Below are 22,548 nucleotides of genomic sequence, written 5' to 3'. Positions count from 1 at the left end.
ATTTTCAAATTAAGGGGGAAATCACTTGAAAGATATACATATTCAACAAATAGAAGATTTAATGATATACGAACACGATTACCTTGTTCAAGAAAGCAAAGACGAAGGGTTTTATTTCCTAATAAAACTAATAAGTGAATATGAAAATAAAATAAACACATTTAATAAAAATGGTGAATGCTTATTTGGGATTTTTCAAGGGGAAAAGTTAATTGGAATAGGAGGGCTAAATGAGGATCCATATACAGAAAACAATAAGATTGGTAGGGTAAGGAGATTTTATATTTCAAAGGACTATCGTCGTGTAGGGCTAGGGAACTTGTTATTAAACCGGCTATTATCTCATTCGGAAAAGTATTTTAAAGTGGTTGTTTTACATACAGATACAAAGCAAGGCGATGCGTTTTATACTGTAAATGGATTTGTGAAGGGGGAAGTATATAAAGGATTTAGTCACTATAAAGTATTATATTAGTAAAAAAGAGACCCCAGCTTCGAAAAATAAGCTTATGAAGTCTCTTTTTGCTAATCAATTATGTTTTAACATTCATTTGTTTCAATAGTAATACAGGATCACCTTTCACATAATAAAAATGCGGGTTGTTTTCATCATCGTAAAGCATAATATAAGGCTTTTGATTAAGCGGTAGAAGAATTAGTACTTCATCAATTGTTGTATGTAACCATTGATTTGTAATAGAAACTGGTTTAGATAAAGGGATCTTTATCATGTGACCATCTTTTGGAACGACGTTTAAGTTTTTGAACGGGCCAGTAATGGATTTAGCATATTGAACAGCTTCTTTTTGGATAGCTGGATCTAAAGATTGTTTTTGAACGACCATTTCTTTTTGACAATCAAACACTTCAATTTGTTGATTTGTATTTGCTAACACATTTGTTGATAATAAGAAACAAAGAAGAGTAATGAACCCGATTTTTTTAATCATAGTACAACACCTCGTCTTTACTATACCCTTAAAAAGTTTAAATATTTTTCTGTCACATTTATGTAACAAAGAAGTTATATAATACAATTGGTTTTTGTTTAAAAGCAATGGAGGATAATGTATGAAAGTATTAATAGCAGATGATGAACAAGATATGTTAAGGATTTTAAAAGCTTATTTCGAGAAAGAAGGCTTCGAAGTTTTATTAGCGAAAGATGGAGAAGAAGCACTTCAAATATTTTATGATGAAAAAATTGATTTAGCTGTTTTAGACTGGATGATGCCGAAACATAGTGGTATTACTGTTTGTCAGGAAATAAAAAAGAACTCAAGCGTTAAAGTATTAATGCTTACGGCGAAAAGTGAAAGCGAAGACGAATTAGCGGCGCTTCAAAGTGGTGCAGATGAGTACGTAAAAAAACCATTTCATCCAGGCGTATTAATAACTAGGGCGAAAAAGCTTATACAGCATAATGATGTCATTCAAGTTCAAGATTTGAAAATAGATTTCACTAAAAATAAAGTTTATAAAAATGACAAAGAGTTAGATATTACAAAAACAGAGCTAGAATTAATAAAATGTTTTTTAAATCATAAAGGCATGATTTTAACTCGTAAAAAATTGTTAGATATCGTATGGGGATTTGACTATTTTGGAGAAGAGCGAACTGTTGATACACATGTAAGAAGATTACGTAAAAAAGTAGGAGAAAATATTATAAAGACGCATCGTGGTTTAGGATATAGTTTGGAGGAGCAGAGTGAATAAACTTGGAAAAAAGCTATTTCTCAGCATTTCTTTAACTGTTATTCTTATTTTTACAATCTCTTTATTATTAATTAACTATCTTTTACCGAAATATAATATTTACAAAACGCGAGAAAGTTTAGAAGGTATTACAGCACAAATACAGTCCATACCGAGCAAACAACTGGATGAAGCAATTACTAGTATTGAAAATAAAGGAAATGTTACGATTGCGTATACATTGATTAACAATTCGGAAGATCAAATTAATGATGAGTTACGTATGCAACTTACAAGGAAAAGGGTTGCCCTTAATAAACTTTGGATTACAAAAGAAGAAGTAATGAAAGTAAAGAACTTCGGGCAAGCGAATAAAATATATGATCAAGAAAAGATTAAATCTAGTTTTTTTGTGAAATACATTGCGAAAGACGATATGTTAATTTTGGTAGGAGTTTCGATCGCAAATTCTAATGAAGTAATAAAAACGTTAAATTCATTTTATTTTTATATTTTTGGCATTACGATTTTTCTCATTATCGTACTTGTATGGATACTTTCAACAACAATCACCAGACCATTGAAAGAATTAAGTAATGTTGCAGAAGATATTTCAAATTTGAAATTTGAACGAGCGAAAGTGAAAACAAATGATGAAATAGGGGACTTAGCTAATAGTATTAATATTATGAGTGAGAAACTACATGAAGCGCATGAAGATTTAACAGATCGAAATGAACATTTAAAACGATTTATGGGTGATGTGACGCATGAATTAAAAACTCCAATCGCATTAGTGAAAGCATATTCTATGGGAATAAAAGATGGTTTAGATGATGGTACATACATAGATACAATCATAAAACAAACTGATCACATCTCAAACCTAATTGAAGAGTTATTACGATTTTCTAAACTAGAAAGAGATGTTTTAGAAAAAGAAGAATTCGATATTAAATCACTAGTACAAAGTATATTAGATAAGCATAAGATTGAACTGGAATCGAAAGAAATTAATTTGCATGTGAACTATAATGTTGGCGATGCAGTTGTTTATGCTGATGTAAATAAAATGAGAATGGTGTTTCAAAATTTAATATCTAATGCGATAAAATATACAGCAAATCAAAATATAAAAATTACTTTAGAAAATCGAAATGAAAATATATATTTTCAAATTCAAAATGGTATGAACACTGAGCAAATGAAAGATATCGATAAAATTTGGGAACCTTTTTACGTCTTAGAATCTTCTCGCAGTAAAGACCATTCAGGTACAGGATTAGGTTTAGCGATCGTAAAAAGCATTTTAGAAAGACATGGTTTTGACTATGGAGTATCTACTATAGATGGAGAAATACGATTTTATATTGATATGAAGAATGTTTAATTCAATACTATTAGAAGCATCGTCTATTATTAGGCGATGTTTTTTATTGATTATATGAGAGCAGTAAATCATAAAATATAAACTCGAAAGCTCGTTTGAAGAGTGTTATACAAATTTTTCAAGTTGTTGCATAAAATATAAACTGAATTTTCTGTAATTTTAGTGTATAGTAAAAGGAGAAATATATGGGGAGGGAAGGGTATGGGGAAAAAGAAAATAGCAGCACTATCAGCAATATTATCTTTATCAATTACGTCAGGAGTTTCTAGTATGACTGCGTATGCAGACAGTAAAGAAACAAACTACATAAATGAGAATGATGTGAAGTTAAATGGAAATGTTTCAGAAGCGGTACGTTCAAACACGAAGATAGAATTAGAAAATGGAATGACAAAACCGATTTATTCGCTTGATGAAGCAATTATTGAAAATTTATTTGTAGAAACAGAAGTTGATAGTGATCGAGATGGAAAAAAGGATCGTGTATCAGTAAAAGTTATGCGTCCAAAAACTGATTCGAATGTGAAAGTTCCCGTTATTTATGAAATGAGTCCATATCGATCTGGCTTAAAAGATGTTCCTGTATATAATGTAGATGAAGAATTGTATGCGTATGAAGGGAAACCGTATGGAGCTGTTAATCTTGGTTCATACGGAAATTATTATGTGCCAAGAGGCTATGCAGTCATTTTAGGTGAAAGTATTGGAACTGGTAAATCAGATGGATGTCCGACTACTGGGGATGAGCAAGAAATATTAGGGACGAAATCGGTCATTGATTGGGCGAATGGACGTGCGAAAGCGTATACAGAAAATGGTGAGGAAGTTAAGGCTGATTGGTCTACAGGAAATGTAGGTATGACAGGAGTTTCTTATAATGGTACGTTACCGAATGCTGTAGCGACGACTGGTGTTGAAGGTTTAAAAACAATTATTCCAATCGCAGCGATTAGTAGTTGGTATGATTATTATCGTGCAAACGGTGCAGTCATTGCGCCAGGTGGATACCAAGGAGAAGATACTGATAATATGGCAGAAGCAGTTCTAACAAGAGAAAATCCTGAAGTTTGCGGACAAGTAATAAAAGAGTTAACAGCTGGACAAGACCGAAAAACTGGTAATTATAATGATTTTTGGGATAAACGTAATTATGTAAAAGATGCTAAAAATGTAAAAGCAAGCGTATTTGTTGTTCATGGTTTAAATGATTGGAATGTAAAGACGAAGCAGTTCGCGCAATGGTGGGATGCACTTGGAGAAAATAATGTTCCTCGTAAAATGTGGTTACATCAGGGTGGACATGGTGGAACATCAACGAATGACTGGCAAAGAACACAAAATAAATGGCTCGATTATTGGTTGTATGGAATTGAAAATGGAATTATGAATGAACCAATGGTTGATGTTCAACGTGAAAATAAAACTTGGGATAAAATAAAAAATTGGCCGGATCCAGCAGCTGTACCGTCAAAAGTTCGTATGTATTTAAGTAACAAAGCAGTTAATTTGCCATTAAGTATGGGCTCTGCAAATAAAGTTTTCTCATTCGTAGATGATGCAAAAATGAAATCAAATCAATTAATAGCAAACCCAGAATTAGAAGTAGCCAATCGATTAGTGTATACAATGCCTGTACTTCAAAAAGATACGCGTATAAGCGGTACACCAAAGATTTCAATTAGAGGAAATATTGATCGATCTGTATCAAATTTAACTGCTTTACTTGTTGATTATGGTGGAGCAAAGCCGGAAATTGTAACGAGAGGCTGGATGGATCCACAAAACTTAAAGAGTATAGAAAATTCAACAGCGATTCAACCGGGCAAAGATTATACATTTACATGGGATATGCAGCCTGATGATTATGTATTTAAAGCGGGGCATCAAATAGGGGTCATTTTAATCGCTAGTGACTATGATTATACAATTAGACCGAAAGCGGGCACGAAGCTTACAGTAAAATTAAGTGAAGTAACATTGCCGATTGTGAAATAAATAGTTATGAATAAAGAGCTTACTGCATAGTAAGCTCTTTAAACTTTGAAATGGGGAGTTTATTATGAATTTTTATTAGTAGATACAAAAATGCTTACAACAAATAAAAAAATTGCATTCATGATCAATAGACCACTAAAGGTAAGCCCAGCAAAACCTCCAGCGAATCCATCTCCTACTTTTTCACCAATTACGTGCAAAGTGGCGAAGAAAACAACGGGAGAAGAAAGTATGAAAATACCACTGGCTATTTTCCATATTCGTTGATATTTCTTTGCTATAAAGAAAATCAGTGTATTAAAAGTGATAAGAAGAAAAATAAATCCAATTAATGAATTCATCATATCCTCCTTTCAATATAATTCTGAATTTTCATATGTTCATTTTGAATGGAATATTATACAATATAATTATATTGTATGGAAAGCGAGTGATATATTATGACAGTCAGCTCTTTCGAATTTTTATTAAAAATAAAGGTGCAGGAAGATTAATTGAGTTAAAATCTTCCGTACGTATAAAACGGAGGAGAAAATAAATGTTTAGTTTTTATAGTACACTTTGCACGGAACTTTATGATTACACAAAGCCTGTCGGGTATTCTTTAAATGGTGATATTGAGTATTACGAAGAACGTTTAAAAAATGGTAGAGGAAGAATTCTCGAAGCGGCAGTCGGATCAGGGCGTGTTATCATCCCACTTCTTGAAGCTGGTTTTAAAGTGGATGGGATTGACTATTCACCTGAAATGCTAGAATCGTGCCGTATACGATGTAATGAGAGAGGCTTACATCCTCATTTGTATGAAGGAAGTTTACAACAATTTTCACTGCCGCATAAATATGAGGCAATTATCATTCCTACTGGATCCTTTTGTTTAATTGAAAATCGTGCGGATTCTATAAACGCATTGAAATGTTTTTATGAACACCTTAATCCAGGCGGGCGTTTAATCGTAGATATTATGCTTCCGCATGACTGGAAGACTGGAGAGATTCATACATCGACCTTTTCTTTGCCAAGCGGAGACGGAATTACATTAGAAAATAAATCAATTGAAATAGATTGGTTGAACCAAGTTACTCTATCATATTTAAAATATGAAAAATGGAGTAAGGGACAGTTAGTACAATCAGAACTGCAACGCTTTGCGGTGCGCTGGTATGGAATAGACGAGTTTAAACTTCTGTTAGAAAGTATAGGTTTCTCTAACATTACTTGCTCGGCTGACTATGTTTATGAAAATGAACCGTCAAATGCAAATCAAATGTTTACTTTTGAAGCTATGCGAAATGAAAAATAAAGAATTATTTATGAAAATAAGGCAATCGATACTGTATCGATTGCCTTATTTCAATTGTATATTACTTACATGTTATTACGTTTTCATTGTCCAAGCATTTTTCTACTACCTACATATACTATTTATATTAAAGACAGTTACTATTTTAAATAGAATCGTTATTTTTTGTAAATGATATTTTGGAGAATTAGGGGGATAAATTTTGGGAAACGAAGCACAAGATAGAGTTGAAAATCAAGTGTATTCCAATCGTGTATTAAGATCAGAATTTGATGCGAATTGGGAAACGTGTATATCAAAAAGTGGTTATGTAATTTATGTAGCAACAAGTAACAATGCTGAAGTAATAGTACTTCTTGCAGATGGTTCAAGTAAATTACTGATTTTTGAAAAAGGCGGTAAAGTAGTAGTAGGTGGCGGTGGTACAAGTCATTACAGTAAGCCGCATATTGCAAGAAATATTTAAGGTAGAACATGATAATTGAGAAGAAGCTGGAAAACGGTTAGTCATTCATGTTTAGAGCATAATAGACTAACCGTTTTTTATTTATTTAAATCAATTTAGAATAGGTTAATTTAATACAAATACATCTGTATGACCAGCAAAAATTAGGAGGAAATTGTACGGATAAGAATTCGAAATATAATGTAAGTTTGGAAGAAATATATAAGAAATTTTAAAAAGTATTTCCTATTTCGGGAAATGCTTTTTCTATGTTATAGTATAATAGTGTTTCGAAATGATGTTATTTTAATATACTTCAAATCTTGTTGTGTATTATTTTTATATTAAATTAGTTGTGCAAGTATTTTTTTATATAAGGAGTAACAATTAGAGAAATGAAAAATATAGACTTTATACTAGAAAGTGATGAGGCATTAAAACCGTCTGAACGATTAGTACTATTATTATTAGAGAAGCATAGAATGTTATATACGAACGATCTATTGGCATTATCTAATTTATCATATAAAACATTAACAGATTCATTAACGGCCCTTGTTTTAAAATCATATGTGTTAAAGGAAACTGGTAAGGGAAGAAGACAGAATTGTTATAGATTGGTATGATAAGACTGCTGATTTTAGAGGGTCCATATTGATTTTTTTCAAATGTAAGGAGAAATTATATTTTTACTTTCAAATGAAAAACGAACCGCAATACGTACTTAAATATTTGTATTTCATTTTTGTTAATGTTAATTTCATAATTATCGAAAATAGAAAAATAAAATAAACTGCATAAAAAAGAAATAAAAAAACAATCCGTTTTTAAAATGGATTGTTTTTTATTGGAATAATATTATTTGATATGTTGAAAGTATGAATGATTATTCTACTTCACTTGTATACTTTTCAGGTAATAATTCCATTACGTTACATTTTACAAGTTCACCATTATAAGAAAGTATAACGTTCGTATTTTTTCCGTAATCACTTATTAATTCTCGACACATACCACATGGAGCAACAACCCAACATTTTTCTATGTCTTTATGAGGGTGCGGGTGAGCAACTGCTACAATGGTATCAAATTCATAATCGCCTTCTGAAATAGATTTTCCAATCGCCATTGCTTCACCACATACTGTTATCCTTCCAACATTCGCTTCAACATGTACTGCTGCATAAATATTACCTGTTTTAGTTCTTACAGCTGAACCGATATGATGACGGCCATATTTATATTTTTTTTCAATTACTTTTTTAGCAGCTGTAATTAAATCATAGTCTTCATTATTTAAATGCATTACTTGTAACATATCATATGTTATCCTCCGTATTAAACATGATCATAGTTATTTTGACAGGAAATTTTAACATTTAAAACAAAAGATGGGAATTAGATAGATAATATTATTATGTAAACTTTAGTTTTAACAGGAAAATATCATAATCAATAGAACATATAGAAGAAGGGATACTTAAATATTTTGAAAGATGGGGGAACAGCATTTCATATTGCATTAGCAAAAGGACATGATCACCTTTTACATTATTTAAAACAGGAAGTGAACGTATGATAAATAAATGGAGTGTAGGCATATTTTTATTTAACGAGGTAGAAGTGTTAGACTTTGCTGGGCCATTTGAAGTTTTTTCTGTAACCGAAGCGGATGAAGAAAAACCATTTACTGTCTATACAGTTAGCCAAAATGGAGAAATGATTACAGCAAGAAACGGATTAAAGGTACTGCCGGATTATAGTATTGAAGATTTACCACCAGTTGATATTTTAATCATTCCAGGTGGTAAAGGAGTTCGGGAAAATGAAGTGAAAAATGATATTATAATAAATTGGGTCCGTCAGCAAATGAAAGAAGTAAAGCTAATGACTTCAGTTTGTACGGGTGCGCTATTACTTGCGAAAGCCGGTTTACTGGAAGGCTTAAAAGCAACAACGCATTGGGCTAGTATTCAAACCTTCAAAAAAGATTTTCCGAATGTAGAAGTAATGGAGAATGTGAAATTTGTAGATGAAGGACACATTATTACATCTGCAGGTATTTCAGCTGGTATTAACATGTCATTTCATATCGTGAAAAATTTGTTAGGTGAGGAGAATGCTGAGAATACGGCAAAAAGCATGGAATATGAAATTGAATTGTAAAATAAAAAAGCCCAATTGGGGCTTTTTTATTTAGTAAAGTTTCTTAACAGGTGATCTATGCTCAAAGTCTTAGTTCTAAAACAGTAATTCCAGTTTTATCGAATATACGATAATTTATCTTTTCCCTCCTTGTAAGCATGTTATAACAAGGAGAAATTTTGTGTGTGAAAAAACTCTTCTACAATAGTAGAAAAAGAATAACAGAAACTACTATTTTATGGCAGCATACATAAAAAAATGCAATGTAAATATGGAAATGTCGTCGAATGCTATCTTTAATTGGTTAATTTGTGAGATATTTTTGTGAAGGAGCTTATTTTATAAGAATAGAATTAAAGTTAGTAAGGGATTATGCCGAGGGTAGTGAAAATATATGTGTTAGGGGGATTTCATAATGAGGAAACTCAAGCGAATAAATGTTCCTAATATAGAAGAGCAACTATCACAGCCTAATGAGAAGCGAGCAATTAATAAGAAAAAACTAAGACGATTTATATTCATGTTTATATTTATTGCGGCGGCTACTTTGTACCTTCAATTTATTTTAACGAAACAACAAGAAATAATCGTAGAAAAAAAAGATACAATAACGAATCAAAAAAAACAATTGGTTTCTTTAAAGAAAAATCAGGCTTCTTTAAAGACTAACATAGAAAATTTAACAGACGATGAGGAAGAAATTTTGAAGTTTGCGAGAAAAGAATATCAGTTTTCTAAGTCAAATGAAACTATATTTGTGTTGCCGAAGTAGTGTAATAGAACAGTTAGCGATAGCTAACTGTTTTTTCATGTATGAATGGCATGGTACAAGAAACAATCACATATTGTAAACATGAAGAGTTTGAGCTGTTTTTATAGTTATGGAATATATACCGAAATAAATGTTGTTAAAATTCTGTTAATTATATTATAATACAAGGTAAGCGGATACATTTTTTAATCAACGTTGAGTTTATCACTCATGCGACTATTAAGAAAACCGTTATCCCGTATTAGAAAGGAAGATAGCTGTGTACGCTTCAAATACAATTTATGTCGTAGGGGATGTGAAAGCACCTCAAAATAATCCCATTACCGAAAAGTTTAAAAGCTATTTTGTAGCGTTTGTACTTGTTAAGGAGACTGGGGAAATTGTAGATGCAGATTGCTCAGCGACAATTGCATTAACATCTCAATTCGTTAAATATTTGTTTCTACATAAAAATATTAATGACCCACTATTAGTAACAGAAATAAAAAATAGATACTTCGGTTCGTCTCAAAAAGCACTACTTGTAGCGTTAAAAGATGCGCAGAAAAAATATAATCAAATCGCTGCTTTGTCTACACATTCCTAGACAAAATCCAGCCGTAAGAATCTTCTTATGGCTGGATTTTTTTATTTCACATTAACCTCCTACATGAAAAGCAAGCAAAGGAGGAGATGAATTGTACGTAAAAACATAATTTATTTTTAAATAGTAAGGTTCCACTTTGTTAGACAACGAAAGGATGAACAATATGAAAATCACTGATGTAAAAGTAAATCGTAGACGTGTTAATCTTCACACACCGTTTAAAACAGCGCTTCGTACCGTAACTGAAATAGAAAGTTTAGATGTATATATTCATACTGATGAAGGAATTGTTGGCAAGGGGGCTGCAACCGCAACACCCGTTATTACAGGTGATTTCGCTAACGGGATTGAAGAAGCAATAATTGGGCCGATGCGTTCCTGTTTAATTGGTCAAGATATCATTCAATTTCAGCAGTTACTACAGCACATTCAGATGAGTTGTATTGGAAACCCAAGTGCGAAAGCGGCGGTAGATATTGCTTTATATGATGTGTATTGTCAACACCAAAACGTTCCACTTTACGCATTATTAGGCGGGAAGAAAGATATTCATACAGATATTACGGTGAGTGTAGATGAGCCTTTTATTATGGCGAAAGAGGCAAAGCAACATGTAGAAAAAGGATTTCAAACTTTAAAAATTAAAGTGGGAAAATCTGCTCCTTTAGACTTAGAACGTATTGAAGCGATTCGAAATAGCGTACCAAAAAATACGACGTTACGATTAGATGCAAATCAAGGGTGGAATCCAAAAGAAGCGGTTACGATCATTAAAGAGATGGAAAATCTCAATTTAAATATTGAATTTATTGAACAACCTGTTCATGCGAAAGATTGGGATGGATTAAAGTACGTCAAAGATCATGTGCAAACGCCCATTATGGCAGATGAAAGCATATTTTCAGCGAGTGATGCATTGAAAATTGTTCATGGAGGATATGCAGACTTAATCAATATTAAATTAATGAAATGTGGTGGTATACGTGAAGCGTGGCGTATTGCCGATATTGCTGAAACAGCTGGTGTGAAATGTATGGTCGGAAGTATGATGGAATCCTCACTTTCTGTTAGTGCTGTAGCCCATTTAGCTGCTGCACATCCTAATATTCATTACTTCGATTTGGATGCACCACTTTGGTTAATGGAAGAACCGGAAGGAATGACTTATGCGGGATCAAAGGTAAACCTTCAATCAACAGTGAATAGTAAATCTTAGGAGAAGAGACAAGTAAACTATCTTTTAAGGGGGATATGTATGAAAAAAGTAGGAACTGCATTTTTAACAACTTTATTTATATTTTCATCGTTTACATCAGTACATGCTGAAGAAAAGAAAGATAGTAAGGCGTTTATCGATGTATCTGCCGCAACACTTTGGACTGCACCTGATTCATTACGACCAATTGATGCACCGAGTGCTACAAATCCAGTTGATTTGTGGAAGTGGACGAAATCGATGACGCTTGATGAGAAACTTTGGTTAACAAATGCAAATAAATTAGAAACGCAAGCGCTATTAGGTCAAGAAGTAACGGTTGTTGATAAAAAAGGGGACTGGGTGAAAGTGCTAGTCCGCGGTCAGCCAACACCGCGAAATGAAGAAGGCTACCCAGGGTGGATGCCTGAAAAACAGTTAACATATAATCAAGAATTTGCAGATAAAACAAATGAACCTTTCGTATTAGTAACGAAACCGACAGCCATTTTATATATAAATCCTTCTGAAAAACATAAATCGCTTGAAGTGAGTTATAATACGCGACTGCCGCTACTTAGTGAAGATACGATTTCATATCGCGTGTTGTTACCAAACGGACAGAAAGCTTGGCTACGAAAAAATGATGGAACGGTTTACCGTTCTCAAAATGATATTCCAACTCCGGCGGCCGATGATTTAATAAACACAGGGAAAATGTTTTTAGGATTACCGTATATATGGGCTGGTACAAGTGGTTTCGGATTTGATTGCTCTGGATTTACACATACGATTTATAAATCGCACGGTATTACAATTCCGCGAGATTCAGGTCCGCAATCGAGAAATGGAGTTGCAGTTGATAAAGAACATTTACAAAAAGGAGATTTAATCTTCTTTGCACATGATCAAGGAAAAGGCAGTGTTCATCATGTGGGGATGTATATTGGTGACGGAAATATGATTCACTCGCCGAGAGCTGAAAGATCAGTAGAGATTATACGGCTTAATACACCAGGATATATAGAAGAATACGCTGGTGCTCGTCGTTACTTACCATAAAAAGTAGAGGGGGTTTTCAAATGAAAAAAGTTGTTCGTTACTCATTAGTTAGTACTTTATTAGCCTCTTCATTTTTAGTTGGCTGCGCAAAAGAAAAAACAACGACAAAGCCGAAAGATGAGAAAAAAGTATTACAGTTATTAGAAACAGGTGAAATTCTGTCTTTACATTCAGGGAAAGTAACAGATGCGGTATCGTTTAACGTTTTAAATAACGTAATGGAAGGATTATTCCGTTTATCGAAAAATGATGAAGTGATTGAAGCTGGAGCACAAAAATATGAAGTGAGTCAAGATGGGAAAACATATACATTCCACTTACGTGATGCGAAATGGTCTAACGGAGATCCAGTAACAGCACAAGATTACGTATACGCTTGGAAGCAGCTTATTAATCCAGATACAGCTTCTCAATATGCATACATTGCGTACGATGTGAAAAATGCGGAGAAAATAAATAAAAAACAACTAGGGTTAGAGGAATTAGGAGTAAAAGCAAAGGATGATAAAACGTTCGTTGTAGAGTTAGAACATCCTGTACCGTATTTTACAAAACTACTTATTTTACCGTCCTTCTATCCAATTAACGAAAAATATGCGAAAGAACAAGGTGATAAATACGGATTAGAAGCAAATAAAGCGGTATATAACGGGCCATTTACATTATCGGAGTGGAAGCATGAAGCGAGTTTTACAATGAAGAAAAACGATAAGTATTGGGATAAAAAAGAAGTGAAGCTAGATGAAATAAACTATCAAATTGTAAAGGAAATTTCAACTGCGGTAAATTTATATGAAACAGATAAAGTGGATAGAGCTGTCATTTCTACAGAATTCGTCGATAAATATAAAAATAATAAAGAGCTAAAACAATATACAGATCCGGTTATGTACTTCTTCCGATTCAATGAAAATGTACCTATTCTTAAAAATAAAAACGCAAGGCTTGCGCTAAGTACAGTGTTTGATAAGAAAGGACTTGCGAATTCATTTTTAAATGATGGTTCGGTTGCTGCTAACTATTATGTACCAAAAGGATTTTTAAAAGGTCCAGATAAAAAAGATTTTAGAAGTACAGCAGGTGAGTTTAATAAAACTGATGTAAAACAGGCGAAAGAATATTGGGAAAAGGCGAAGCAAGAGACTGGTACAAATGAAGTGACGCTTGAGTTATTAAACTATGACTTAGAAAACTTCAAAAAAGTAGGAGAATACATTAAAGAAGAGCTAGAGAAAAACTTACCAGGCTTAAAGGTAAATGTAAAATTACAACCACATACGCAAAAACTGGCGTTAGAGAAGAAGAAGGAATATGAAATGTCATTATCACGCTGGTTACCAGATTATCCAGATCCAATGACTTATTTAGAAGTATTCCTTTCTGGAAGCAGTGTGAACAATACAGAATATGCAAACCCAGATTACGATGCGTTAATTAAGAAGATTAAAACAGAATTAGGTAATGATGAAAAAGCTCGTTGGAAAGCAATGCAAGATGCTGAGAAAATATTACTCGATGATGCAGTAATTGCACCGGTATTCCAGCGCGGATTATCATACTTACAAAAGCCGCATGTGAAAGATTTATATGTACATCAATTCGGTCCAGCTACAAGTTTAAAATGGGCAGATGTGCAGAAATAAAATTATGGAGAAACAGACTTCACGTATGTGATTGTCTGTTTTTTTGTACAGTTTCAAATGTATAGACATTTTATATATTTTTTCATGTCTTAAAAATAAAATTATTAGTAAAATTCCAGTGTGAAATTCATGTAGAATCTTGTATAATTAACGTGTTTCTATGGAAACATTTTCTTGTGCTATTTATATAGGACTTAATAGAACAAGGAAAGAAATACATACATGTATATAATAGATAAATAGAATGGAACATGTAAAGAGAAAAAGGAGAGAAATGATGGCGTGTCAAAAACAAGGGTTACAATTTAATAGCGATAGAAAGAGGAAGAGACGATGAAAATGAAGCATGCTTTTGGTCCCATAATTTTAGCGTGTGTGCTTTTTTTCATTATCATACTCATTCCATCGAAAAGTTTAGTATCACTTATTAGTGATAAAAAGGTAGAAGATGCGGCAACTTCCTTACAAAAAGAAAAATTGCAAAGTGTTTTCTTGCAGCAAAAAATGTTAGAGAATTCGCAGTATTTACCGATGTATGGTTCATCTGAATTTTTACGAATGGATGCATATCATCCGTCTAATTACTTTAAAGTAAATCCCGCAGGTTTTACGCCATATTTAATGGGAATTGGCGGTACGCAAAGTTTAGCTCATATATTGAATATGACGTCTACGATGGATGGATTAGAAGGTAAAAAAGTAGTCTTTGTTTTATCGCCACAATGGTTTACAAAGACAGGGGTATCACAGGGGGATTTCACTAACAATTTCTCTAAACAACAAGCATATCATTTTATTTTTAATGATGAAATAAATACTGAAATGAAGAAGCAAATTGCGAAACGACTATTAGACTATAAAGTTGTTCAAAAAGATGATATATTAAAAAATTCATTAGAAGGTATTGTATATAATGATACGAAACATAACATAAAAGCAGGTTTAGTCAAACCGCTTGCTTATATGCATCGAAATATTTTAGATCATAGAGATGTATTTAACTCTTTATTTAAGATTGAACCGATGAAAGAAAAAACAAATATAGGACTACGTTCAATTTCTTGGGTAGATGCACGTAAACATGCGGAGGAAGAAGGGAAATTGGAATCTACTACAAACACATTCGGAATTGAAAATCCGTATTACTATAAACATAATTTGAAGAAAAAATTAAAAGGTTTAAAAAACTTTAGAGCAAATGAATCATATGAAGAATCACCAGAATATGATGACTTACAAATTGTTTTAAATATATTTAAAGAGAAAAATGTTAAGCCACTATTCATTTCTGTACCTGTAAATGGACCGTGGTATGATTACGCTGGTTTCCCTAAAGAACGCCGCGAAGTGTATTATAAAAAAGTTCGGGAACAAGTTGAGAAAGCAGGATACCCAGTAGTTGATTTTTCTGGCCATGAATATGATAAGTATTTCTTAAAAGATACAATTCATTTAGGTTGGAAAGGCTGGATTTACTTTGATGAAGCAGTGCATAACTTTTATACTGAAAAATAAGTGTGGAGAAAAAGGAACGGCTATAAGCTGTTCCTTTTTTTAGTACAGAGGATTTTGATGTGGGCAATTCGGAAAGGCATGTATATCTTGAATTTGTCTAAAATCATAATGCTTCATTGCGAATTGAGCTTGATAAAGGTATTCATACACATATAATTGACCATCATGTGCTGAACATAATACACCAGAAGTTCCGTGCCCATTTATGAAAGAAATACCGATAGGGCGTCCGATTAAGTATTGTATTTTTTGTTGCCAATGCATAGGGAAATCACTCCTTTTTGAGATAATATACGAAATGGACGAGTGAATTGTTGCTTATCCATGTAAATGTTAAACTGAGGGGTTTTCTTGTGATTTCTCAAGATTAGTCAATTTAAACATAAAAAACCGCTATAGTTCGTAATGAATATATAGCGGTTTTTATTTATTATCTTAAGCAAGATTTTTACGTTTTTTTGTCCATTTTTTAATGATGAAGTATAAAAGAACGAGTATGACACCGCCAATTGCGAATGATTTCACATATGGCCCAGCAATATCATTAATATTCTCCCAATTTTGACCTAGTTTTTCACCTAAATAAATGAAAATGATAGACCAAGGGATGATTGCAAGTGCTGTTAATGTAGTGAAACGTAATAATGGCATTTTTGTAATACCAGCAGGAATTGAAATCGCATGACGTACTACTGGAATAAAGCGTGCAGTGAAAATTACACCAGTCCCGTAACGGTTAAACCAATCTTCAGCTGCATCTATATGTTTTTTATGAATGAAAATATATTTTCCGTATCGTTCTAATATAGGTCGTCCACCGTATCGTCCAAGCCAATAAATAAAGATTTGAGCAATAACGCCGCCAATTGTACCGAATACAACGGCGCCTACAAATGAGATACTACCATTGAATACTAAGAATCCCGCATAAGCAAGGACGATTTCACTTGGAATAATCTCAATCATTAGACCAAGCATAATGCCCCAATAACCTAATCCTTCAAAAAATGTTAATACTGAATGAATAAAACTACTTACCATTGTTGCACCTTCTAGTTTATGTATTTTTGAATAAATGTCCCTTTATTTAACAATGTAAAAGGTTCACTATATGTAGATTATACCTTATTTATATAGGGGATTGCTATTTCAATTCTTTTATGTCTCTCATAAGTATTATAGTGAAGGATATAAGCCCAGTTTTCATGAAGAGATAATGAAAAAATTATTAAAAATTTCTCATAAAAAATAGAAGCATTGCTGCTCCTATTTTTTTACGGTTTCACTTCTAAATTTTGTAAAAATAAAGTTGCTGTTACGTAACGTTTCGCTAACATTTGTACATAAGCGGTATGTACAGAAAGTGTCGCAATAATAATAGCGTTACGAATTGCTTCACGTTGTTCGTTGTTAACCTGATCGAACTTGCTTGCGATTTTATCAGCTTTTTCTTTTACGATGTTTTCAATTGTATGAACTGTATCTGTTGCATTTAGTTGTAAGCAATTCCCTTGATTGAGTTCTTCAAATAGGGAAGAGTATGCTCCATATAAATGAACAGGATTGATTAAGTCATCACTTCGATCGGCTGGGTCATTTACGATAAGGCGTAATAGCTTACGAATGGATTCAAAATCAAGTGCTGTTTTTAAATCTTCGACAATGAATAGTAAGGCTGCTTGTTCAATTGAATATTTTTTCCCTTTTTGAGGGGAGCCAATCATTTCTTTAATATCTCGTTTTACCCAGTTTTGCATGGCCGTTACTGAGAAACTTGTATTTTCAATCTGATTTCCAAGCGCAACTATTTCATTTAATGAAAAACCGACGTCTGTATCATCAATTTTAATCAGTTTTTCAAAAATAGGTGAAAGTGCGGTAGTAATAAAAGCAGTTACGCTTTGTCCGCTTTCAATATCTTTTTTATGTGACTTTGCCCACGCTTCTTGTAAAATACCGAGAGGCTTTTTCGTATTCCATCCTCTTAAAGATAGAAGAAGGGTAGCCATTTCGTTTCGTGTGAGATGAAATGTTTCCATCTTTTCACCTCCAAACATATTAAAAAGTTCTTATGAACCTATAATATGTTTTGTTTCATTTAAAGTCAATTCTGTTTTGCTTAATTTTTCCTTTGTCACCAAACTGTTGTAAGTAAATAAAGCTTGCATATTTCGACAAAAGTTCATATAATAAGTTCATAAGAACCTTTAAAATGTTTTTAAAAACAAATCTATCATTCTGAATTTACTAGAAAGGTAGATTTCACATATATCTATATAAAAGGAGAATGGATATAATATGTTGAAAAAACTTGTAGCAGTCATGACAGCATTCATGGTTATCTTTGGAGCTAGTAGCTTCATGTTTGTAGATCACGCAGCAGCGAAGAGTTACAAATCTGGTAAAAAATCATACACACCAAGTTCTGGTCAAAAGTCAAAAGTTGATTTGAACAAAAAAGATACTAACGTGAATTCACAAAAAACAACAACAGATTCAAAAAACAAAGCAACAAACACAGCACCAAAAAGTAATAAAGGAAGCTTTATGAAAGGTTTATTACTAGGTGGTCTTGGTGGTTTACTAATGGGTAGCTTATTTGCAAATATGGGAGCTCTTGGTTCTGTATTAGCGTTTATGGTAAATATGTTAGTAATGGCTGGTATCGTAATGTTAGCAGTTCGTGCATTTAAATACTTCAAAGATCAACGTAAGAAAAAGGCAGATGAAGTAGCATGGAAACAATAAAAATTTCTGAACAAGAATTAATAAATGCACTTTGCGTATATATCGCTGAAAAAAGACAAGTCGGTCCAGAAGAAGTTTTAGTTGAATTAATGTATGACGATGACTATGGTTTCTCTGCTGAAGTAGAGGTAAATGGTCGCAAACAAATTTTAATTCAAGCGAACTTAATCGAAGCACTACGCTTATTGCTTGATAGAGAATATAATGTCAATTCATTTGCAGCAAGGTTACAACTTGAATTAGACGATGAAGAAGGCATTTACGCATTAGCAAAGTTTTAATAACTCAAATGAGTAGAAAAAAGAGCTGTTGAGAGTAATCTCAGCAGCTCTTTTTAGTATGTGCATATGCTAGGGAATAATCACGCCAAATTTCATTCATTTTCCGTCTACCGACATCAATCATCGGGTTAAATTGAATGGCAGCTTGTTGTCGTACGGTATGTACATGTTGGATCGCCTGTTGCAAGTGTAGTTCAACCGAATGGGATTTTGTATTTGCTTGTTTTACGATTGAATATCCAGCAACGGTTCCTTGTGCCATAGCGATTTTTCCGCTTTCAATGCCAGCTATATTGCCGGCTACAAATAAACCGGTAAGAGGGGTTTCCATCGTTTCGGAATGGAGAGGAACGTGCCCGCCTAATTCCGGAATGTAACGGAAAGGACAACCAGCTACAGCGGCTAGCTCAGCAAGAGGGTATAAGCCACCGGCAATACAAACGAAGTCTGCCTCATATATTTGTTCCGATCCAGTTATGATGTTTCCTTTCGTATCAATAGTAGCAACGCGTACACCTTTAACTTGATCTGTACCGATAATTTCAAGAGCTGCTTTTCGAAGGTGAAGCGGTGTGCCATTTATTTTCATACCGTTATTTGGATAGAAGTTTAATCCAGCTTGTTTCGCCCAATTATATTTCATCAATCGACTACCTATACGTAATAAAGGCGAAGGGGCAAGGTGTGCAGCATGTAATAGAGAGTTTAAAACTTCTTCTGGTTCACCAGCCTTTTGACTTAATTCACTTTTTTCAGGAAGTACGATATGTTCCACTTTAATACCTGCTAATTGTAATTCATTTAAAATAGCGAAGGACAAAATGTTAGCACCAATGATTACTCCTTTTCGCCCAACTTGAACGCGATGTACATTTGTCATTACTTGGGCTGCCCCGATTGACATGACTCCTGGAAGTGTCCAACCAGGAAGGGGAATGGAGTATTCAGCAGCGCCAGTAGCAAGTAAAACGAACGGTGCTTCTAACGTACCGATATTCGTATGTACGAACCAAGAACTTTCATCTTTATCTAAATTATAGACGGAAATGCCGCATCGAATATCAACTGAAAGTGATTTTGCTTCTTCGTGAAGGCGTTTTGATTCTTCTATTCCGTTCCACCATTCTCCAGTAGGTTCTTGATGTAATTGTCCGAGCAACCTTCCGCCAGGCTTCATAAATTCATCAATAACAAGTACATTTAGTCCAAAATGAGCACAAGAGATGGAGGCTGACAAACCTGCTGGTCCAGCTCCGATAATAATGACATCGTTCATCGCTTTTTCACCATCTCTCTCACGATATTTGGATGCTGTTTGCCGCTATCAACTACCATATCTTTTTCAACAACAGTTAAGCATGCTCGTACGTTCGTTTGATTGTTTACTGTCACGCGGCATTCAGAACAATGCCCGATATTACAGTAAATACCTCGCGGTGTTCCGCTATCTTCATGCACTCTTAAAGTTCTTATTCCGTTTGCAAGTAAAGCCGCCCCAATCGTTTCATGTTCATAGGCTTCATACTGTTGCCCGTTAAATTGGAAAGTGATGCGCTTCCTACTATTTAAACTTCCTAAAATAGGGTGATGTGTAATTCTATTCATTGATTTTCACCTACCGCTCCAAAGGTAACTGCGCGAACTGGTGGTTGATATTTTAATGGAATTTCATTAGTGTTTACGTCGGGATTTGCACTTTCAATCATTCGATCTATCATCATTCTACATGTGCGGCCACCGCAAAATCCCATGCCAGCACGTGTTCTTAGTTTTAATTCTCTTGCCGAGCATTTATATGCAGCAATTGTCGATTGAAGTTGTCCGTATGTAACTTCTTCACATCGACAAACAATTAAGTGATCTTTATTCGTCATATGTATTCCTCCTCTAGTTCGGTTTGCACAAATTATTATGCAAAAACTATGCCAAAATAGAGAAGGAAGGTTTATTGTAACCCAAGTTTTTTTAGGCGGTTATATAAAGTGGCCCTCGTAACACCGAGCTGTTTCGCGCATTCTAATTTATTCCCATTTAAAATGCGTAAAGCCCTCTCGATGACTTTTTTCTCATGTTCATCCATCTCTTCTTGTAAGGAGAGGATTGTATGATTGTTGCTGAGTAATACGGAATGAGCCGTATGATTGTCTAACGTTTCAGTTGTATGAAATGGTAAATATTCTTGTTTTATAATCCCGTCAGTCGCAAATACGACAAGTCTTTCAACGACGTTACGAAGCTCGCGAATATTACCTGGCCAATTGTAATGAAGCAGTTCATGCATAATGCTAGAAGGTAAGTCACGAATTGGTCTGTTGTAGTTGATTGAAAAATCGTTTAAGAAAGAATAAGTTAATTCAATAATATCCTCGCGTCTTTCTCGCAGCGGTGGAATATGCAAGCTAATTACATTTAGGCGATAGTATAAATCTTCTCGGAACGTACCTTTTCTTATTTCTTCTTGTAAATCACGATTTGTAGCCGCGATAATGCGGAAATTAATATGAATCTCTTTTTCTCCACCAACTCGGTAATATTTTCGTTCTTGTAGTACACGCAATAGTTTTACTTGCATATCGAGCGGCATTTCTCCTATTTCATCTAGAAATAAAGTACCGCCTTGCGCGAGCTCTATTTTACCCTTTTTGCCTTTACTACTTGCACCAGAAAACGCCCCGCGTTCATACCCAAATAATTCACTTTCAAATAACGCTTCTGGAATGGCGCCACAGTTAATTGAAATGAAAGGTGCCTTAGCTGATTCACTTGCTTCATGAATCGCTTTTGCAAATACTTCTTTTCCAACACCACTTTCGCCGAGTATTAAAACAGTTGATTTCACCGAACAAACTTTTCTAGCTAATTGTATCGTTCTTTGTATAACAGGGCTTTTTCCATTCATCGCAAGGAAAGGGTCGGATTCATCTTTGTACTTTGCAACCTCTTGTTCTAAACGGTGCATTTCATGTGACATATTAAATAGTTTTTCATTTAAAGCGACTTGATTTGTTACATCAGTTTCTGAAACGACAGCTCCGATAATTTCATCGTTACAATACACTGGATTTGAATTAATTAATACGAACAAATCTGGACGAGGCTGATGGAACTGAGCAATTATGCTTTTTCCGTCATGTAATGATTGCAAGATTTCCAAATCTTTATAGTCAAAAAAACGAGTGATAGGTTGTCCAATAATTTCAGTATAGTTGACTGAAAAAATCTTTTCGGCGCCATCTGTCCAAGTGCGAACACATTCTTTATCATCGATAACTGTAACAGAAGAATCCGTTGTTTGTATTACGGTGTTATAAAAAGATTGTAGTTCATTGTAAGACTTAATAAGAAACGGAATGATTTGCTGAGACGTTATACAGCATATAGGCTCTTTATTTTTGTTCATTACGATAACGGCCATTTCATTAGAAAACGCGTCAATTAAAGCAGTGAATGAGTCATCTTCATATATAACTGCGCAGTTATATTCTTCTGTAGTAGAAGGGCGGTAATAAAATTTTTCGTTAACTTGCTGGGTAGGTTGCATGCTGTATGTATGATCGATGGATAAAATTTTTAGAAATTCTTTTATTGTGGGAAATGAGAATGCCATATTGTCCTCCTGTTATGTATAAAAATTTTGACAGTGATAAAAAAATAATACACCTATTTACGATAAATTTAAAATATTTTTACAAATAAAAATATTTTTTATAAAAAGTGTATATATGTATAGTTGGCACGTCAATTGCATGAAAGAAAGTGAGGGATTAAAA

At 33.7% G+C, this 22,548-nt stretch carries 26 protein-coding genes and 1 pseudogene; 17 read left to right on the top strand and 10 right to left on the bottom strand.

Going from position 1 to position 22,548, the window contains the following annotated elements; all coding sequences use genetic code 11:
* Nucleotides 1-25 precede the first annotated feature (25 nt).
* Complete coding sequence (locus tag ILT06_RS24820) at nucleotides 26-475, top strand: GNAT family N-acetyltransferase (protein WP_064475545.1); 450 nt, start codon at nucleotides 26-28, stop codon at nucleotides 473-475.
* A gap of 58 nt (nucleotides 476-533) precedes the next feature.
* On the opposite strand, the gene ILT06_RS24815 is transcribed toward ILT06_RS24820, so the two are convergent.
* Nucleotides 534-950 carry a hypothetical protein gene (locus tag ILT06_RS24815; protein WP_222655628.1) on the bottom strand — a complete coding sequence of 139 codons (417 nt, stop codon included), beginning with the start codon at nucleotides 948-950 and terminating at the stop codon, nucleotides 534-536.
* A 121-nt stretch (nucleotides 951-1,071) separates the two neighbouring features.
* On the opposite strand from ILT06_RS24815, the gene ILT06_RS24810 reads away from it, so the two are divergent.
* The 3 genes from ILT06_RS24810 (at nucleotide 1,072) to ILT06_RS24800 (ending at nucleotide 5,083) form a co-directional block, all read left to right on the top strand.
* Nucleotides 1,072-1,719: a response regulator transcription factor gene (locus tag ILT06_RS24810; protein ID WP_098102871.1), complete on the top strand. Its 648-nt coding sequence runs from the start codon at nucleotides 1,072-1,074 to the stop codon at nucleotides 1,717-1,719.
* Nucleotides 1,712-3,088: a sensor histidine kinase gene (locus ILT06_RS24805; RefSeq protein ID WP_098102870.1), complete on the top strand. Its 1,377-nt coding sequence runs from the start codon at nucleotides 1,712-1,714 to the stop codon at nucleotides 3,086-3,088. The genes ILT06_RS24810 and ILT06_RS24805 overlap by 8 nt, the downstream gene beginning before the upstream one ends.
* Before the next feature lie 201 nt (nucleotides 3,089-3,289).
* Complete coding sequence (locus ILT06_RS24800) at nucleotides 3,290-5,083, top strand: Xaa-Pro dipeptidyl-peptidase (RefSeq protein ID WP_154131985.1); 1,794 nt, start codon at nucleotides 3,290-3,292, stop codon at nucleotides 5,081-5,083.
* Nucleotides 5,084-5,145: 62 nt separating this feature from the next.
* Here the strand turns inward: ILT06_RS24800 and ILT06_RS24795 are convergent, their stop codons facing one another.
* Entirely contained in the window at nucleotides 5,146-5,427 is a 282-nt protein-coding gene (locus ILT06_RS24795; protein WP_098102868.1) for a hypothetical protein, read from the bottom strand.
* Nucleotides 5,428-5,621: 194 nt separating this feature from the next.
* On the opposite strand from ILT06_RS24795, the gene ILT06_RS24790 reads away from it, so the two are divergent.
* From ILT06_RS24790 to ILT06_RS24780, 3 genes are all read left to right on the top strand, one after another.
* The gene (locus ILT06_RS24790) at nucleotides 5,622-6,386 is read left to right on the top strand and encodes a class I SAM-dependent methyltransferase (RefSeq protein WP_064475539.1); all 765 of its coding nucleotides are present in this window, start codon (nucleotides 5,622-5,624) and stop codon (nucleotides 6,384-6,386) included.
* A 202-nt stretch (nucleotides 6,387-6,588) separates the two neighbouring features.
* Nucleotides 6,589-6,852, top strand: coding sequence for a hypothetical protein (locus ILT06_RS24785; protein ID WP_064475538.1), 264 nt, complete (start codon nucleotides 6,589-6,591; stop codon nucleotides 6,850-6,852).
* Nucleotides 6,853-7,226: 374 nt separating this feature from the next.
* Nucleotides 7,227-7,457, top strand: a complete 231-nt coding sequence (locus ILT06_RS24780; RefSeq protein ID WP_000789031.1) for a hypothetical protein — start codon at nucleotides 7,227-7,229, stop codon at nucleotides 7,455-7,457.
* A gap of 260 nt (nucleotides 7,458-7,717) precedes the next feature.
* On the opposite strand, the gene ILT06_RS24775 is transcribed toward ILT06_RS24780, so the two are convergent.
* Nucleotides 7,718-8,149 (bottom strand): cytidine deaminase, encoded by a 432-nt coding sequence (locus tag ILT06_RS24775; RefSeq protein WP_064475537.1) that lies wholly within the window; start codon nucleotides 8,147-8,149, stop codon nucleotides 7,718-7,720.
* Nucleotides 8,150-8,326: 177 nt separating this feature from the next.
* On the opposite strand from ILT06_RS24775, the pseudogene ILT06_RS32695 reads away from it, so the two are divergent.
* The 8 genes and pseudogenes from ILT06_RS32695 to dltD all read left to right on the top strand — a co-directional run.
* Nucleotides 8,327-8,410: pseudogene (locus ILT06_RS32695) on the top strand (ankyrin repeat domain-containing protein); the annotation flags it as partial.
* A complete protein-coding gene (locus ILT06_RS24770) occupies nucleotides 8,407-8,997 on the top strand; it encodes a DJ-1/PfpI family protein (RefSeq protein ID WP_064475536.1) in 591 nt (196 codons plus the stop codon). The pseudogene ILT06_RS32695 and the gene ILT06_RS24770, both read left to right, overlap by 4 nt.
* A gap of 394 nt (nucleotides 8,998-9,391) precedes the next feature.
* Nucleotides 9,392-9,748: an FtsB family cell division protein gene (locus tag ILT06_RS24765; RefSeq protein WP_222655627.1), complete on the top strand. Its 357-nt coding sequence runs from the start codon at nucleotides 9,392-9,394 to the stop codon at nucleotides 9,746-9,748.
* A 259-nt stretch (nucleotides 9,749-10,007) separates the two neighbouring features.
* A complete protein-coding gene (locus ILT06_RS24760; protein ID WP_222655626.1) occupies nucleotides 10,008-10,334 on the top strand; it encodes a DUF3870 domain-containing protein in 327 nt (108 codons plus the stop codon).
* A gap of 154 nt (nucleotides 10,335-10,488) precedes the next feature.
* Entirely contained in the window at nucleotides 10,489-11,550 is a 1,062-nt protein-coding gene (locus ILT06_RS24755; RefSeq protein ID WP_222655625.1) for a dipeptide epimerase, read from the top strand.
* Nucleotides 11,551-11,589: 39 nt separating this feature from the next.
* Entirely contained in the window at nucleotides 11,590-12,591 is a 1,002-nt protein-coding gene (locus ILT06_RS24750) for a C40 family peptidase (RefSeq protein ID WP_222655624.1), read from the top strand.
* Nucleotides 12,592-12,611: 20 nt separating this feature from the next.
* A complete protein-coding gene (locus ILT06_RS24745; protein WP_064475531.1) occupies nucleotides 12,612-14,234 on the top strand; it encodes a peptide ABC transporter substrate-binding protein in 1,623 nt (540 codons plus the stop codon).
* A gap of 333 nt (nucleotides 14,235-14,567) precedes the next feature.
* The gene (gene dltD, locus ILT06_RS24740) at nucleotides 14,568-15,749 is read left to right on the top strand and encodes a D-alanyl-lipoteichoic acid biosynthesis protein DltD (RefSeq protein WP_098094607.1); all 1,182 of its coding nucleotides are present in this window, start codon (nucleotides 14,568-14,570) and stop codon (nucleotides 15,747-15,749) included.
* 39 nt (nucleotides 15,750-15,788) lie between these two features.
* On the opposite strand, the gene ILT06_RS24735 is transcribed toward dltD, so the two are convergent.
* The 3 genes from ILT06_RS24735 to ILT06_RS24725 form a co-directional block, all read right to left on the bottom strand.
* Nucleotides 15,789-16,013 carry a hypothetical protein gene (locus tag ILT06_RS24735; protein ID WP_098112136.1) on the bottom strand — a complete coding sequence of 75 codons (225 nt, stop codon included), beginning with the start codon at nucleotides 16,011-16,013 and terminating at the stop codon, nucleotides 15,789-15,791.
* Nucleotides 16,014-16,184: 171 nt separating this feature from the next.
* Nucleotides 16,185-16,790: an undecaprenyl phosphate transporter UptA gene (gene uptA / locus ILT06_RS24730; RefSeq protein WP_064475528.1), complete on the bottom strand. Its 606-nt coding sequence runs from the start codon at nucleotides 16,788-16,790 to the stop codon at nucleotides 16,185-16,187.
* A 233-nt stretch (nucleotides 16,791-17,023) separates the two neighbouring features.
* The gene (locus ILT06_RS24725; protein ID WP_000447228.1) at nucleotides 17,024-17,788 is read right to left on the bottom strand and encodes a DUF1836 domain-containing protein; all 765 of its coding nucleotides are present in this window, start codon (nucleotides 17,786-17,788) and stop codon (nucleotides 17,024-17,026) included.
* Between the two features lie 259 nt (nucleotides 17,789-18,047).
* Here ILT06_RS24725 and ILT06_RS24720 point away from each other — a divergent pair, with 259 nt between their 5' ends.
* The gene (locus ILT06_RS24720) at nucleotides 18,048-18,497 is read left to right on the top strand and encodes a hypothetical protein (protein ID WP_000914488.1); all 450 of its coding nucleotides are present in this window, start codon (nucleotides 18,048-18,050) and stop codon (nucleotides 18,495-18,497) included.
* Nucleotides 18,485-18,778, top strand: coding sequence for a YxcD family protein (locus ILT06_RS24715; protein ID WP_103655049.1), 294 nt, complete (start codon nucleotides 18,485-18,487; stop codon nucleotides 18,776-18,778). The genes ILT06_RS24720 and ILT06_RS24715 overlap by 13 nt, the downstream gene beginning before the upstream one ends.
* Before the next feature lie 40 nt (nucleotides 18,779-18,818).
* Here the strand turns inward: ILT06_RS24715 and ILT06_RS24710 are convergent, their stop codons facing one another.
* The 4 genes from ILT06_RS24710 to ILT06_RS24695 form a co-directional block, all read right to left on the bottom strand.
* A complete protein-coding gene (locus tag ILT06_RS24710; RefSeq protein ID WP_064475527.1) occupies nucleotides 18,819-20,054 on the bottom strand; it encodes an NAD(P)/FAD-dependent oxidoreductase in 1,236 nt (411 codons plus the stop codon).
* Nucleotides 20,051-20,383 (bottom strand): (2Fe-2S)-binding protein, encoded by a 333-nt coding sequence (locus ILT06_RS24705; RefSeq protein WP_064475526.1) that lies wholly within the window; start codon nucleotides 20,381-20,383, stop codon nucleotides 20,051-20,053. The genes ILT06_RS24710 and ILT06_RS24705 overlap by 4 nt, the downstream gene beginning before the upstream one ends.
* Nucleotides 20,380-20,652: a (2Fe-2S)-binding protein gene (locus ILT06_RS24700; RefSeq protein WP_000182228.1), complete on the bottom strand. Its 273-nt coding sequence runs from the start codon at nucleotides 20,650-20,652 to the stop codon at nucleotides 20,380-20,382. Before ILT06_RS24700 ends, ILT06_RS24705 begins: the two co-directional genes overlap by 4 nt.
* A gap of 71 nt (nucleotides 20,653-20,723) precedes the next feature.
* On the bottom strand, nucleotides 20,724-22,385 hold the full coding sequence (locus ILT06_RS24695; RefSeq protein WP_154131986.1) for a sigma-54 interaction domain-containing protein: 1,662 nt from the start codon (nucleotides 22,383-22,385) through the stop codon (nucleotides 20,724-20,726).
* Between the last annotated feature and the right edge of the window lie 163 nt (nucleotides 22,386-22,548).

The sequence above is a fragment of the Bacillus sp. 17RED48 genome, assembly GCF_019837545.1.
GTDB lineage: Bacteria > Bacillota > Bacilli > Bacillales > Bacillaceae_G > Bacillus_A > Bacillus_A wiedmannii.
Note: the sequence above shows the minus strand (reverse complement) of the source record. Positions and strands in the feature narration are given on the sequence as shown.